General features: G+C 69.2%; 11 protein-coding genes. 6 read left to right on the plus strand and 5 right to left on the minus strand.

Going from position 1 to position 14240, the window contains the following annotated elements; translation table 11 throughout:
• Positions 1-24 precede the first annotated feature (24 nt).
• The 3 genes from OG214_RS11960 to OG214_RS11970 are packed head-to-tail and all read left to right on the plus strand — an operon-like array spanning position 25 to position 3151.
• Positions 25-1386: an ABC transporter substrate-binding protein gene (locus OG214_RS11960; RefSeq protein ID WP_405984718.1), complete on the plus strand. Its 1362-nt coding sequence runs from the start codon at positions 25-27 to the stop codon at positions 1384-1386.
• Entirely contained in the window at positions 1383-2285 is a 903-nt protein-coding gene (locus OG214_RS11965; protein WP_405984719.1) for a carbohydrate ABC transporter permease, read from the plus strand. The genes OG214_RS11960 and OG214_RS11965 overlap by 4 nt, the downstream gene beginning before the upstream one ends.
• Positions 2285-3151, plus strand: a complete 867-nt coding sequence (locus tag OG214_RS11970) for a carbohydrate ABC transporter permease (protein WP_405984720.1) — start codon at positions 2285-2287, stop codon at positions 3149-3151. The genes OG214_RS11965 and OG214_RS11970 overlap by 1 nt, the downstream gene beginning before the upstream one ends.
• Positions 3152-3244: 93 nt before the next feature.
• On the opposite strand, the gene OG214_RS11975 is transcribed toward OG214_RS11970, so the two are convergent.
• Positions 3245-4270 carry an ATP-dependent 6-phosphofructokinase gene (locus OG214_RS11975; RefSeq protein WP_363082239.1) on the minus strand — a complete coding sequence of 342 codons (1026 nt, stop codon included), beginning with the start codon at positions 4268-4270 and terminating at the stop codon, positions 3245-3247.
• 331 nt (positions 4271-4601) lie between these two features.
• On the opposite strand from OG214_RS11975, the gene pta reads away from it, so the two are divergent.
• From pta to pyk, 3 genes are all read left to right on the plus strand, one after another.
• On the plus strand, positions 4602-6779 hold the full coding sequence (gene pta / locus OG214_RS11980; protein WP_405984721.1) for a phosphate acetyltransferase: 2178 nt from the start codon (positions 4602-4604) through the stop codon (positions 6777-6779).
• A 100-nt stretch (positions 6780-6879) separates the two neighbouring features.
• Complete coding sequence (locus OG214_RS11985) at positions 6880-8172, plus strand: acetate kinase (protein WP_405984722.1); 1293 nt, start codon at positions 6880-6882, stop codon at positions 8170-8172.
• A 124-nt stretch (positions 8173-8296) separates the two neighbouring features.
• A complete protein-coding gene (gene pyk / locus OG214_RS11990; RefSeq protein ID WP_363082242.1) occupies positions 8297-9727 on the plus strand; it encodes a pyruvate kinase in 1431 nt (476 codons plus the stop codon).
• A gap of 177 nt (positions 9728-9904) precedes the next feature.
• Here the strand turns inward: pyk and OG214_RS11995 are convergent, their stop codons facing one another.
• The 4 genes from OG214_RS11995 to OG214_RS12010 all read right to left on the minus strand — a co-directional run bounded on the left by OG214_RS11995 (position 9905) and on the right by OG214_RS12010 (position 14132).
• Entirely contained in the window at positions 9905-11269 is a 1365-nt protein-coding gene (locus tag OG214_RS11995; protein WP_405984723.1) for a hypothetical protein, read from the minus strand.
• Positions 11259-11801 carry a DUF6114 domain-containing protein gene (locus OG214_RS12000; protein WP_363082244.1) on the minus strand — a complete coding sequence of 181 codons (543 nt, stop codon included), beginning with the start codon at positions 11799-11801 and terminating at the stop codon, positions 11259-11261. Before OG214_RS12000 ends, OG214_RS11995 begins: the two co-directional genes overlap by 11 nt.
• Positions 11802-11943: 142 nt before the next feature.
• Positions 11944-12582: a DUF6230 family protein gene (locus tag OG214_RS12005; protein ID WP_363082245.1), complete on the minus strand. Its 639-nt coding sequence runs from the start codon at positions 12580-12582 to the stop codon at positions 11944-11946.
• Positions 12583-13160: 578 nt separating this feature from the next.
• Positions 13161-14132: a tetratricopeptide repeat protein gene (locus tag OG214_RS12010; RefSeq protein WP_405984724.1), complete on the minus strand. Its 972-nt coding sequence runs from the start codon at positions 14130-14132 to the stop codon at positions 13161-13163.
• Between the last annotated feature and the right edge of the window lie 108 nt (positions 14133-14240).

Below are 14240 nucleotides of genomic sequence, written 5' to 3' on the forward strand. Positions count from 1 at the left end.
AGCCCTTGTGGCTCGGAGGAGGTCATGCCCGTGCGCCCCACCGCCCCGCTGATCCTCGTCGCCGCCGCCCTCGCCGCCGGTTCCCTCACCGCCTGCGGCAGCGGTTCAGGCAGCGATCCGGACACCGTCAAGATCGTGTACAACCGCTCCACCGACAACAAGATCCGCTTCAAGGACACCTATCTGGAGTCCGTCAAGCAGCAGTTCGAGAAGGCGCATCCGGGCAAGAAGGTGCAGCTGATCCCGGTGCAGGCGCCGGACAACGACTACGCCACCAAGGCGCAGCAGATGATGCGCTCGCCGAAGACCGCCCCGGATCTGGTCTACGAGGACACCTTCCGTATCAACGCCGACATCAAGGCCGGATATCTGCGCCCGCTCGACGACTATCTGGCGAAGTGGGACACCTGGGACCGGTTCGTGGACTCGGCGAAGTCGGCCGCCAAGGCCGAGGACGGCAGTACGTACGGCGTCCCTGACGGCACCGACACGCGTGGGCTCTGGTTCAACAAGAAGATCTTCGCCGAGGCCGGTCTGCCCGCCGACTGGCGGCCCCGGAACTGGGACGAGGTGCTGGACGCGGCCCGTACGGTCAAGGAGAAGGTCCCCGGGGTCATCCCGCTGAACGTCTACACCGGCAAGGGACCCGGCGAGGCCGCCGTGATGCAGGGCTTCGAGATGCTGCTGTACGGGACCGGCGAGGATCCGCTCTACGACCCGTCCGCGAGGAAGTGGGTGACGGGCGGTCAGGGGTTCCGGGACGCGCTGGAGTTCGTGGGGACGGTGTACGGGGAGAAGCTCGGACCCGATGTCTCGGACGCGCTCGATCCGAACATCGGCACCCGGGTCGCCACGGAGTGGTTCCCGGAAGGGAGGCTGGCGATCTCCCTGGACGGTTCCTGGATGGGCCAGAACTGGATCAACGAGGGCCCCAAGGAGTGGCCGGAGTGGTCGACGGATCTCGCCCAGGCGCCGATGCCGACCCGGGACGGGCAGGCGCCGGGCACCGTGTCGATGTCGGGCGGCTGGGCGTGGGCGATCCCGCAGAAGGCCAAGAACCCCGATCTGGCCTGGGAGTTCATCAAGACACAGCAGACCAGGGACAACGCCGTCGAGTGGGATGTCGTCGGCGCGCAGATCGCCGTGCGCGAGGATGTGGCGGCCGATCCGCGCTATCTGACGTCCATGCCGGGCATCGAGTTCTTCACCGGGCTGGTCGAGTACACGCACTACCGCCCTGCGCTGCCGGTCTATCCGCAGGTGTCGACCGCGATCGGCGAGGCGATGGAGAAGGTCACGACGGGTGACGCGTCTGCGGCGGAGGCGGCGAAGGAGTACGACGAACAGCTCGGCACCATCACCGACGGCGCGGTCGTCGCCAAGTGAGCGCGGGAGTCCTGGCGGGGAAGCGTTCCGGCGGGCGTCCGCGCGGAGTGCGGCTGTGGCGGTGGCTGCCGCTCGCCCCCGCCACCCTTCTGCTGCTGCTCTTCCTGGCGGGCCCCATCGGCTACTGCGTCTGGATCGCCTTCACCAACACCCAGCTGACCGGCTCGTCCTCCTCCGACTTCGTCGGTCTGGCGAACTTCCGCCGGGCCTTCGCCGACGAGAACTTCCGTAACGCCGTCCGGCTGACTCTCGTCTTCACCTTCGTCTCCTCGATCGTCGGCCAGAACAGTCTGGGGCTGGCGCTCGCCGGGCTGATGCGGGCCGCGTCCCGGCCGGTCCGTACGCTCACCGGAGCGCTCGTGATCGCCGCGTGGGTACTGCCCGAGATCGTCGCGGCCTTTCTGCTCTACGCGTTCTTCCGGCGCGAGGGGACGCTCAACGCGATCCTCGACTGGCTCCATCTGCCGTCCCAGAACTGGCTGTTCACCCTGCCGATCCTGGCCGTGTCGTTCGCCAACGTCTGGCGCGGCACGGCGTTCTCGATGCTGATCTACTCGGCCGCGCTCGCCGAGATCCCCCGGGACATCACGGAGGCGGCCCAGGTCGACGGCGCGGGCGGGGTGCGCCGGGCCTGGCACATCACCCTGCCGATGATCCGCCGCTCCATCGGTACGAATCTGATGCTCAACACTCTCTCCACCCTCTCCGTCTTCGGGCTGATCTGGGCGATGACCCGCGGCGGTCCCGGCAACCGCAGCCAGACGCTGCCGGTGTTCATGTACGACCAGGCGTTCCTGAAGAGCCTCATCGGATACGGCACGGCGGTCGCGCTGCTTCTGCTGCTGGTCGGTTCGCTGTTCTCGCTCGTCTATCTGCGGCTGATGCGGGTGGAGGTCTGATGGCGCCGCCGCTCGCACAGCGCCCGCGCACGCGCGACCGGCGCGATCGCCGTGCCCGGAGCCGGCGCGCGGCCGACGCCGCCCTGCTGCTGACCGCCGCGGCCTTCGCGCTGCCGCTGATCTGGCTGGCGCTGGCCTCGGTCGACGCGAACGCCGATATGCGGGTGCGGGCCCCCTCGTCGGTGACCGGGGAGAACTTCACCGCGGTCCTCACCGACGAGATCACCTTCACACCGATGCTCAACAGTGTGGTGCTGTGCGGCAGCGCCACCCTGCTGACGGTGGTCTGCGCGGCGCTGGCGGCGTATCCGCTCTCCCGCTACCGGTCGCGCTTCAACCGGCCGTATCTGCTCACGATCCTGTTCACGACGTGTCTGCCGATCACGGCGATCATGGTGCCGGTGTACGGACTGTTCGTACAGGTGGATCTCGTGGACACCATGTACGGCACCTCGCTCTTTCTCGCCACCTCCCAACTGCCGTTCTCCATCTGGCTGATGAAGAACTTCATGGACGGGGTGCCGACGATTCTGGAGGAGGCCGCGTGGACGGACGGGGCGTCGCATCTCCAGACGCTCACCCGGGTGGTGCTGCCGCTGATGGGGCCGGGGCTGACGGTGGTGACGATCTATACGTTCATCCAGCTCTGGGGAAACTTTTTCGTACCGTTCATGCTGCTCCTCACCCCCGACCAGTTGCCCGCCTCGGTCTCGATCTTCACCTTCTTCGGCAACTACGGATCGGTGATCTACGGACAGCTCGCCGCGTTCTCGATCCTCTACTCGGCGCCGGTACTGGTCCTGTACATCCTGATCTCCCGGCGCCTGGGCGGGGGCTTCGCGCTGGGCGGCGCGGTGAAGGGCTGAGCGACTCCGGAGATGCAGAGGCGCGGAGGCTCAGAGGCGCGGAGGCTCAGAGGCGCGGAGGCTCAGCGACTCGCAGTTCAAAGGCTCAGAGGCTCAGAAGACGCTCTCCGCCTCGAACATACGGTTCTCCGGGACCGTCTTGAGCTGGGTCACGGCCTCCGCCAGCGGCACCATCTCCACCGCCGTCCCCCGCAGCGCCGTCATGCCCCCGAACTCGCCCCGGTGCACGGCCTCCACCGCGTGCCAGCCGAACCGGGTCGCGAGCACCCTGTCGTACGCCGTCGGGGTGCCCCCGCGCTGGACATGGCCCAGGATCACCGGCCTGGCCTCCTTGCCCATCCGGCGCTCCAGCTCCGCCGCGAGCCGGTTGCCGATGCCCTGGAAGCGCTCGTGGCCGAACTGGTCGATCTCGCCCTTGCCGTATTCCATCGAGCCCTCGGCGGGATGCGCGCCCTCGGCGACACAGATCACCGCGAACTTCTTCCCGCGCGAGAACCTCGCCTCGACCATCTTCACCAGGCTGTCGACCTCGAAGGGCCGCTCGGGCAGACAGATGCCGTGCGCGCCGCCCGCCATCCCGGACTCCAGCGCGATCCACCCCGCGTGCCGTCCCATGACCTCCACGACCATCACCCGCTGATGGGACTCGGCGGTGGTCTTGAGCCGGTCGATCGCCTCGGTGGCGACCGTGACGGCGGTGTCGAAACCGAAGGTGCGGTCGGTCGAGTAGATGTCGTTGTCGATGGTCTTGGGGACACCGACGACGGGCATTCCGGCGTCCGAGAGCAGCCGGGCCGCGGTCAGCGTGCCCTCGCCGCCGATGGGGATGAGCGCGTCGATCCCGTACCGCTGGGCCAACTCGGCGCAGTTCTCGGCGGCTTCGCGCAGCCGGCCGCGCTCCAGCCTGGCCGAGCCCAGGATCGTACCGCCGCGGGCCAGGATGCCGCTGACCGCGTTGAGATCGAGCGGACGGAAGTGGCCGTCGAGCAGCCCCTTGAAACCGTCCTCGAATCCGATGACTTCGTCCCCGTATCCGGTCATGGCCCGGTGCACGACCGACCGGATCACTGCGTTCAGGCCGGGACAGTCGCCGCCTGCGGTGAGAACTCCGATACGCATCGTGCTGTGTCTCCTGCTCGCTAGTGCCGTACTTCTCCGGAGGACGGATCCTCGGCCCTCCACGGGTGAGCCTGTTCCGATTCGATCCTCCCACGGGTGACCGGCGTCACGCGCCGGGTGGTACCGCTGTCGGCGGTGCTGTCGACCGCGCCGGGGAATGGTTCGTACACCACGCCGTGTACGCCCGTACACCTGCCCGTACACCCCCCTGTGCGCCCCGGCGGTGCCACCACCCCCGAAGGTATTGTCAAGGGGGCATTGCCACCCTAACGGGAACAGGCTGTCCATCTCACGGGCAGGGCCAGGCACGAGCGGGGACGGGAGAGCACGCGTGACACGCAGCGTGTACGTGACCGGGATCGACCGGGGGGACGGCCGTCAGGTCGTCGAACTGGGGGTCATGGAGCTACTGACCCGCCAGGTGGACCGGGTGGGGGTCTTCCGCCCGCTGGTCCACGACGGTCCCGACCGTCTCTTCGAACTGCTACGGGCCCGCTACCGGCTGTCACAGGACCCCTCGACGGTCTACGGGCTCGACTACCACGAGGCGTCCGCGCTCCAGGCCGAGCGGGGCACCGACGAGCTGGTCTCCCGGCTGGTCGACCGCTTCCACCAGGCGGCGCGGGAGTACGAGGTCGTGCTCGTCCTGGGCACGGACTTCGCGGCCACCCAGCTCCCCGACGAGCTGTCGCTCAACGCGCGGCTCGCCAACGAGTTCGGCGCGTCCGTGATCCCGGTGGTGGGAGGCAAGGGCCAGAGCGCCGAGTCCGTACGGGCCGAGGCGCGCAACGCCCACCGCGCCTACGAGGTCCTGGGCTGCGACGTACTGACCATGGTCGTCAACCGGGTCGCCCCCGAGGACCGCGCGGCGATCGCGGAGCGGCTGGCGGCACGGCTGCCGGTGCCCTGTTACGTACTGCCGGACGAACCGGCGCTCGCCGCCCCGACCGTCGCCCAGATCACCCAGGCCCTGGGCGGCACGGTGCTGCTCGGCGACGACGCGGGCCTGGCCAGGGACGCGCTGGACTTCGTCTTCGGCGGCGCGATGCTGCCGAACTTCCTGCGCGCGCTGACCCCCGGCTGCATGGTGGTCACGCCCGGTGACCGCGCCGATCTGGTGGTGGGCGCCCTGGCCGCGCACTCGGCCGGCACCCCGCCGATAGCGGGGGTGCTGCTCACCCTCGACGAACGGCCGGACGACTCGGTACTGACCCTGGCCGCGCGGCTCGCGCCCGGCACCCCGGTGATCTCGGTGCCGGGCCGTTCCTTTCCCACGGCGGCCGAACTCTTCGGTCTGGAAGGGAAGCTGAACGCCGCGACACCGCGCAAGGCGGAGACCGCGCTCGGGCTGTTCGAGCGCCATGTGGACACCGCGGCTCTGCTGGGCCGGCTCTCGGTGGCCCGCAGCGGACGGGTGACACCGATGATGTTCGAGCATGAACTGCTGGAGCAGGCCCGCGCCCACCGCCGGCGTGTGGTCCTGCCGGAGGGCGCGGAGGAACGCGTCCTGCGCGCCGCCGACGTACTGCTGCGCCGCGATGTGTGCGAGCTGACGCTCCTCGGGGACACCGGTCTCATCCGCAAGAAGGCCGCCGACCTCGGTATCGATCTCGGTGCCACCCAGCTCATCGATCCGAACACCTCCGAGCTGCGGCAGCGCTTCGCCGAGCGGTACGCGGAGCTGCGCGCCCACAAGGGCGTGACGGTGGAGCTGGCGCACGACATCGTGGCCGACCCCAACTACTTCGGCACCCTGATGGTGCGGGAGGGGCTGGCCGACGGCATGGTGTCGGGGTCGGTGCACTCCACGGCCGCCACGATCCGGCCCGCCTTCGAGATCATCAAGACCCGCCGGACTCAAGAGGCTCAGGGAGCCCCAGGGAGTCAGGGGGCTCAGGGCGGTCAGATGGGTCCGGGAGTGGGTCAGGGGGCCCGGCGACAGTCCTCGATCGTCTCGTCGGTCTTCTTCATGTGCCTCGCGGACAAGGTGCTGGTGTACGGCGACTGCGCGGTCAACCCGGACCCGGACGCGGAGCAGCTCGCCGATATCGCGATCCAGTCGGCGGCCACCGCCGCCCGGTTCGGGGTCGAGCCGCGTATCGCGATGCTCTCGTACTCCACCGGCACCTCGGGCTCCGGCGCGGATGTCGACAAGGTGCGCGAGGCGACGAAACTGGTGCGCGCGGCCCGTCCGGATCTGCTGATCGAGGGGCCGATCCAGTACGACGCGGCGGTCGAGCCGTCCGTCGCGGCGACCAAGCTGCCGGAGTCGGAGGTGGCGGGCCGGGCGACGGTGCTGATCTTCCCCGATCTGAACACGGGCAACAACACCTACAAGGCGGTGCAGCGCTCGGCGGGCGCCGTGGCCGTGGGTCCGGTGCTCCAGGGGCTGCGCAAGCCGGTCAACGACCTGTCGCGCGGCGCGCTGGTGCAGGACATCGTCAATACGGTGGCGATCACGGCGATCCAGGCGCAGGGCGCGCAGGGTGCGCAGGGCGAGCCCGCGTGAGCGCGGTTCCCCCTTCCCTTTTCGCGTCCCCTTCGCCTTCCGCTCTCCCGTCCTCCACTCCACTCCACTCCACTTCACTTCTACCGAAGGCCGACAGCCCGTGAGTTCGTATGATGCCGCCGATACCGCCACCCGCGTCCTTGTCCTCAACTCCGGTTCCTCGTCGCTGAAGTACCAGCTCCTGGACATGCGGAACGGTTCCCGGCTCGCGGTCGGCATGGTCGAGCGGATCGGCGAGAAGACCTCCAGGCTGGTGCACACCCTGCCGGAATCCGGCGGTGACTCATCGGACGGGGACTCGTCCGGCGGTGACTCGTCCGGCGGCGATGGCGGCCGTGAACGTACGGGCAGGTTCGCGGACCACGCGAAGGCGCTGGAGGCCGTCGCGGACGAGCTGGCACACGACGGCATCGGTCTCGACTCCCCCGAGCTGGCGGCGATCGGCCACCGGGTCGTCCACGGCGGGCTGGGGTTCAGCGAGCCGACCCTCATCGACGACGGCGTACTGGCGGAGATCGAGCGGCTGGTACCGCTGGCGCCGCTGCACAACCCGGCGAATCTCCTCGGGATCCGTACGGCGCGGGCGCTGCGCCCGGACCTTCCGCAGGTCGCGGTCTTCGACACGGCGTTCCATACGACGATGCCGGAGTACGCCGCCCGCTACGCCATCGACACGGCGACGGCCGACGCGCACCGTATCCGCCGCTACGGCTTCCACGGCACCTCGCACGCGTATGTCTCGCGCAGGACCGCCGAGCTTCTCGGCAAGGATCCGTCGGAGGTGAATGTGATCGTGCTGCACCTCGGCAACGGCGCCTCGGCGTCGGCCGTCGCGGGCGGCCGGTGCGTGGACACCTCGATGGGGCTGACCCCCTTGGAGGGGCTGGTGATGGGTACGCGCTCCGGTGACATCGATCCGGCGGTCACGTTCCATCTCCGGCGGGTGGCCGGAATGTCCGTCGATGAGATCGATGAACTTCTCAACAAGAAAAGTGGTCTGGTCGGCCTCTGCGGAGACAACGATATGCGGGAGATCCGCCGGCGTATCGACGAGGGGGACGAGCGGGCCCGGCTCGCGTTCGACATTTACATCCACCGGCTGAAGAAGTACATCGGTGCCTACAGCGCGGTCCTCGGCCGGGTGGACGCGGTGGCCTTCACGGCGGGCGTGGGGGAGAACGCGGCGGAGGTGAGGGAGGCCGCCGTGGCGGGTCTGGAGGCATTGGGCCTGGCCATGGACGCGAAGCGCAACGCCGTACGTTCCGGGGAGCCGCGGATCGTCTCACCGGACGGGGCGCGGACCGTGGTGGCCGTCGTACCGACCGACGAGGAGCTGGAGATCGCGCGACAGACCTTCGCATTGATCGGCGAGGACCGGCCCGCAATCGCCTGAGCGGCGGTCCGCTCAGAATGCCGAACATCGAACGGGCGGCTATCGACTGAGCGGCCCGCCGCCCATTTGTACTTTCCACCAGCCGGAATATTCCGCAGGGAAACAAACCGATAGGATCCGCCTTATGCGCCGTTCCAAAATCGTCTGCACACTGGGCCCCGCCGTCGACTCGTACGAGCAACTGAGGTCGCTCATCGAGGCCGGCATGAATGTGGCCCGTCTGAATATGAGCCACGGAAGCCACCCGGAGCACGAGGAGCGGTACAACCGCGTCCGGAAGGCGTCGGCGGACACCGGCCGTGCGGTGGGTGTGCTCGTCGACCTCCAGGGCCCCAAGATCCGGCTGGAGACCTTCGCCGAGGGACCGGTCGAGCTGGTCCGCGGTGACGAGTTCACCATCACCACCGAGGATGTCGCGGGCGACAAGTCCATCTGCGGCACCACGTACAAGGGTCTGCCCGGCGATGTCTCCAAGGGCGACCAGATCCTGATCAACGACGGCAACGTCGAGCTGCGGGTGGTCGAGGTCGTGGGCCCCGAGGTCAGGTCCATCGTGATCGAGGGCGGTGTGATCTCCGACCACAAGGGCATCAACCTCCCCGGCGCGGCGGTGAACGTTCCCGCGCTCTCCGAGAAGGACATCGAGGACCTGCGCTTCGGTCTGCGGATGGGATGCGACATGATCGCGCTCTCGTTCGTCCGCGACGCGCAGGACGTGGTGGACGTCCACAAGATCATGGACGAGGAGGGCCGCCGGGTCCCGATCATCGCCAAGGTCGAGAAGCCGCAGGCGGTCGCCAACATGGACGCCGTCGTCGCGGCGTTCGACGCGATCATGGTGGCCCGTGGTGATCTGGCCGTCGAGTACCCGCTCGAAAAGGTCCCGCTGGTGCAGAAGCGGCTCATCGAGCTCTGCCGCCGCAACGCCAAGCCGGTGATCGTGGCGACCCAGATGATGGAGTCGATGATCACCAACTCCCGCCCCACGCGCGCCGAGGCGTCCGATGTCGCCAACGCGATCCTGGACGGCGCGGACGCGGTCATGCTCTCCGCCGAGTCGTCGGTGGGCGCGTATCCGATCGAGACGGTCAAGACGATGTCGAAGATCGTGGTCGCCGCCGAGCAGGAACTGCTCTCCAAGGGGCTCCAGCCGCTGGTCCCGGGCAAGAAGCCCCGTACGCAGGGCGGTTCGGTGGCCCGCGCGGCCTGCGAGATCGCCGACTTCCTGGGCGGCAAGGCACTGATCGCCTTCACCCAGTCCGGCGACACGGCCCGCCGTCTCTCCCGCTACCGCGCGGCCCAGCCGATCCTGGCCTTCACGACGGACGAGTCGACCCGTAACCAGCTCGCCCTGAGCTGGGGCGTGGAGTCCTTCATCGTGCCGTGGGTGAGCAGCACGGACGAGATGGTCGACCTGGTCGACGAGGAAGTCCTCAAGCTCCAGCGCTACAACGAGGGCGACGCCATGATCATCACCGCGGGCTCCCCTCCCGGCGTCCCCGGCACCACGAACATGGTCCGGGTCCACCACTTGGGCGGCAACGCCGAAGCCTGACCCGGACACACCCCCGCACCCCCACCCCAGGCCCGCCGCCCCCGGCGGGCCTTTCCGTTGCCGTACGGGCACTCCGTACGGGCACTCCGTACGGAGTGCACAGGGCTGTGGCCCGCTCCCCTGTTGGGTCGAGGGGGGCGGGCCACGGTTTTTCCCGCGGCTGCCGGGAGGTTCGGATCAGTCCGTGATGTAGTTCTGGAGGCCCGGGACGGTGAGCGTGCCGCCGAACTGACCTGCCTGGGTGACCTTGACCTCCGTGAAGAAGGCGAACGGTACGTTCAGCGGGGGCGGCGTCCGCGGGCTGAAGGTGATCGGGATGAGGCCGAAGAGATTGCCCTTCAACTCCTCGGTGTACATGGTCACTTCGCCGTTGCGGATCGTGGATATCGAACCCTCGCGGGCCTTCACATGAGCCGTCTTGCCTTCGGGGAAGACCACGGTCTGGTGCAGATCGCCGATGTCCACCGACGATGCCGTGAACTTCAGCGCCTTCTTGATCCTGCCGCTGCCGGTCCTCACCTCGACGATGCCGTGGTAGTCGAGCCCGCGCAGCGTCAGCAGCGAACTGTGCAGCGTCCAGGGGTCGTCCGGCAGCAGTGGGATGCCCCGCTCCTCCTCGGCCGCGGCGAGCGCCTCGGGGTCGGGGGTCGGGCAGGGGTAGGGCTCCTTGCCGCCCGCGCCCGCCGGGATGTCGTCGTCCGAGCGGGCGTCGAGTCCCTTCGCTTCGTCGTCCAGTTCCTCGACCGTGGCCCCCGCCCGCTCGGCCGCCTCCCTGATGGCTTCCTCCGTGCCGTCCGTCACGGCGCCCGCCGCGTCGCCCGCCGGGCTGTCCGCGTCGGCCGGGTGCTCCGGGCGCTCCGGGCGCTCCGGACCGTCCTGCCCCGGCTTCTGCGTGGGTTTGGCGGACGGTTCGCCGGCGCCCGGCTTCTGCGTGGTGGCCGAGGGGCTCGGCGTCTGGGTGCCCGGCGCCTCCTTGTCGGGGACACCGAGGATGTCGCCGAGTACGTCCCCCAGCCCCAGCGGGTCCAGCGGGTGCTTCGACTTCGCCGGAGTCGGAGTCGGCGTCGGCGTCGGCTTCGGCGCGGACCCCGCGGGAGCGGCGGCTTCCCCGGCCCCGGACTCCGGTTCCTTCCCCGTACCCTGCCCGCCCGCCGCCGGACTCCCGGACGCTCCCGGCTCCGGCCCGTCCGAGGCCGACGGCGACTCACCCGGTGCCGGCGACTGCGAGGGCGCCCCGGACGCAGACCCCGACGGGGACTCCGAGGGCGAGGGCGACGCGGACGGGTCCGGATCGTCCGAGCGCGTCACACACGGTCCGGGCGCGAAGGGTATGTCCTTGCTGTCGTCGGCCAGCGCGAGCCTGGGCGTGAGCCCCATGCCCACGAAGACCGCCGTGGGCATGGCGGCCAGGGCCATGGCCTTGCCGGCGGGTATGTGCAGCTTGGTCAGGAGCGACTTCCTCGGAGCCGCGTGGCGCGGCCCTCTCTTCACCCGGGATTCATCGCCTCCGGCCGCGATCCGCTGCGCGTCTTCACCCCGCACTGTTCCTCCCGCCGTTGGCTTGAGCAGTCGTTTCCGTCACGTTCGGGTCCTCCCCGTCGCGCGGTACGGGGAAGGGGGCACCGGCCCTGTCGGGTTCCGGTGCCTGGTGGGGGGTGTGCTGCTCGGCGTCCGGCCGGGGCGGTGTGCCGGGTGCCCAGGAGATGGAGAGCGCGCCGCCGAGCAGGGCGAACAGGAAGCCCAGAAGAAAGCCGCCGATGTTGGAGACCGGAATCGACACCAGCGCCAGCAGAATGGCGGCGACACCGGCGAAGACCCTGACGATGGCCTGGAACCACATGGTCAGGCCGAGGGTCACCAGCAGTACGCCGATGATCAGCGAACCCGCCCCGGCCGTGGTGGACATGGCCAGCGTGAGATTGCCGAAATGAAGCTGGGCGTAGGGGAAGTAGGCGATCGGCAGACCACCGAGAAGGGTGAACAGGCCCGCCCAGAACGGCCGGGTGCCTCGCCAGGCGCGGAACCGAAGCCGCCAGTAGGTGAATCCGCGGGAACCTGTGGACTCGGCGCTCATGGAAAACAGCTCCCTGGAATGCGGTATTGCGGTAGAAGGCAACAGAAGGCGGGGGCCGGACGGACCGAACACTCCCAGGACCGTACGGCCCGTCAGGACCGAGCGGCTGACCGGGACCGTGCGGCCCGCCCGGGTCGAATGCCTAGTAGCACTCGTACTTCGAGGGGTCACCGACCTTGAGCCTCAGGCTCAGGTCCGGGAGCCGGAACGTGCCCGCGGTGGTGGCCCAGGCCGTCTGCTCCACATCGGTCAGCGTGGCGACCCTGGCCTGCTGGGCGAAGCCGAACGGATTCACCTTCGTCCCGGGCTGGGTGCCGGGGACCTTGTTCTGACCGGCCGCGATACCGATGTCGATGTCCTCGAACACCGCGTCGGCGTCGAGCGATTCGACATCGAGGTAGAGGTTCTCCGCGCTGACCTTGGTGCCCTTGTCGCCGGCGGTCAGTACCAGCGTCACACTCGTGTTGAGCAGCGGCAGCGGGGTGACCACGGACTGGCACATGTTGGTGATCGTGGCCGACTCGAACCCCGACACGGCCACCGGGTGGGTGGCCGAGTTGCCTTCGAGGTCCGTGCCCTCGGCGACACCTCCGTACTGGACGAAGTCGTGACCGACCAGCTGGTCGGCGGTCACCTTGAAGCTCTGGCCCGACACACTGAACGAGGCCGCCAGCGCCCCCTGTGCCAGAGCGACACCTATCGCCGCCGTGGCGGCCACGCTCGGCACCATGACGACCGCGAACCGCTTCCATCTGGTCCCGCCACGCACTTGGGACTCCATGAATTTCCTCCTTCTCGGACGTACATCTCCGGACCGGGTTGGAGCCCGTCCTGGGATGGGAGAAGTGCTACGTCCTCGGGAAGGAGAGCGCCTGCCCCGGAGGCGCGAAGCGCGCCCGGAACCACCGGCGATCACCCCCGAGCGACAACCACTGGCCACGCCTTCGCGCAACCTCTGGACAGGCCCTGCCGGGAAGGCAGGAACCCCCCTGTCCGGCCCGGCGGCACCGCCACCGGTCCGCTCGGTGGGGACCCAGTACCGACGGCGCGACTGGTTGCCGTGCTGGTGCGGAATTGGACCGAGCGTCGCCGATCGTGGTCCATTCACGGCCTTGACACAAGGGGGTTCGTTACTGGCTGGTAACGGCCCGATGACCGGCGCACGACCCGGCGGCGCCGGGCGGCCACACAGGGTGCCACCCGGCGGTACGGCAGAAGCGGCGAATGCCCCCCATAGCCGGACAGAGCAAGGGGGGCGACTTACTGCCAGTAACAGCAGCTGCTTTTACCAAGATTTGGTAAAGCGCGGCGCTGTCGCCGCGGTGCGGCCGCGTCCGCGTGGTGCCGCGGCGGGCACCCTCAGAAGAGAACTCTCGCGAGGGCCGAACGTGCCGCCGTCACCCGGGGGTCGTCCCCGCCGATCACCTCGAAGAGTTGCAGCAGCCGTACCCGCGCCGCCTCCCGGTCGTCACCGAATGTCCGGCGCACGGTCTCGACGAGCCGTCCGAAGGCGTCCTCCACATGGCCGCCGACCAGATCGAGATCGGCCGCGGCGATCTGCGCCTGGACATCGTCCGGCCGCTCCGCCGCGTCCTTGCGCACTTGCGTCTGGTCCATCGCCCGTACCCTGCCGAGCAGTTCGGCCTGGGCGAGGCCCAGCTTGGCCTCCGTGTTGCCGGGATCGTCGGTGAGCACATTGCGGTACGCCTGGGCCGCGCCGGCGAAGTCATTGGCGTCCAGCGCCTGTACGGCCGCCTCCAGCAGCGCGTCGTACGGGCCGGCCGGAACAACCGTCTCCGCCGGTCCCTCCGTCTCCGCGCCCGGATCGACCGCGATACCGGTGAGCCCGAAGCGCTCCTCCCCGACCTGGATCAGCTGATCGAGCGTCTGACGGATCTGGGCTTCCGGGGCCGCGCCCTGGAAGAGCGGCAGCGCCTGCCCGGCCACCACCGCGAAGACCGCGGGGATGCCCTGGATCCCGAACTGCTGCATCAGCATCTGATTGGCGTCGACATCGATCTTGGCGAGGACGAACCGGCCGACGTACTCCCGGGCCAGCCGCTCCAGCACCGGGCTGAGCTGCTTGCACGGCTCGCACCACTCGGCCCAGAAGTCGATGACGACCGGGACCTCCGTGGAACGCTGGAGGACATCGCGCTCGAAGCCGGCCTCGTCGACATCGATCACCAGACTGGACGGGGGTACGGCACCGGTGCCCCCCTGGCGGGCCGCCTCGGCACGGGCCTGTTCCGCCTTCGCCTTGGCCTCGTTGGCCGCCTTCACCGCGGCGAGGTCGACGACGCCGCTCATGGACATGTTCCTAGGCTGCATGAGTACATCCTCCCCCTTCCGCGCGCACTTCAGAAAAGCGGTGCGTACACCGCGGTTCGACGCGGGGTCCCCACCCCGCGTCTCGTGGTTGTCGCCGCGGACCCGCCA

It is taken from the genome of Streptomyces sp. NBC_00872, from assembly GCF_045161915.1.
Classification (GTDB): Bacteria; Actinomycetota; Actinomycetes; order Streptomycetales; family Streptomycetaceae; genus Streptomyces.

Excerpts from the sequence above, each read along its gene's own strand:
- OG214_RS11960 (WP_405984718.1), top strand. The coding sequence starts at position 25 with ATGCCCGTGCGCCCCACCGCCCCGCTGATCCTCGTCGCCGCCGCCCTC.
- OG214_RS11970 (WP_405984720.1), top strand. The coding sequence starts at position 2,285 with ATGGCGCCGCCGCTCGCACAGCGCCCGCGCACGCGCGACCGGCGCGAT.
- OG214_RS11975 (WP_363082239.1), bottom strand. The coding sequence starts at position 4,270 with ATGCGTATCGGAGTTCTCACCGCAGGCGGCGACTGTCCCGGCCTGAAC.
- pyk (WP_363082242.1), top strand. The coding sequence starts at position 8,297 with ATGCGCCGTTCCAAAATCGTCTGCACACTGGGCCCCGCCGTCGACTCG.
- OG214_RS12000 (WP_363082244.1), bottom strand. The coding sequence starts at position 11,801 with ATGAGCGCCGAGTCCACAGGTTCCCGCGGATTCACCTACTGGCGGCTT.
- OG214_RS12005 (WP_363082245.1), bottom strand. The coding sequence starts at position 12,582 with ATGGAGTCCCAAGTGCGTGGCGGGACCAGATGGAAGCGGTTCGCGGTC.
- OG214_RS12010 (WP_405984724.1), bottom strand. The coding sequence starts at position 14,132 with ATGCAGCCTAGGAACATGTCCATGAGCGGCGTCGTCGACCTCGCCGCG.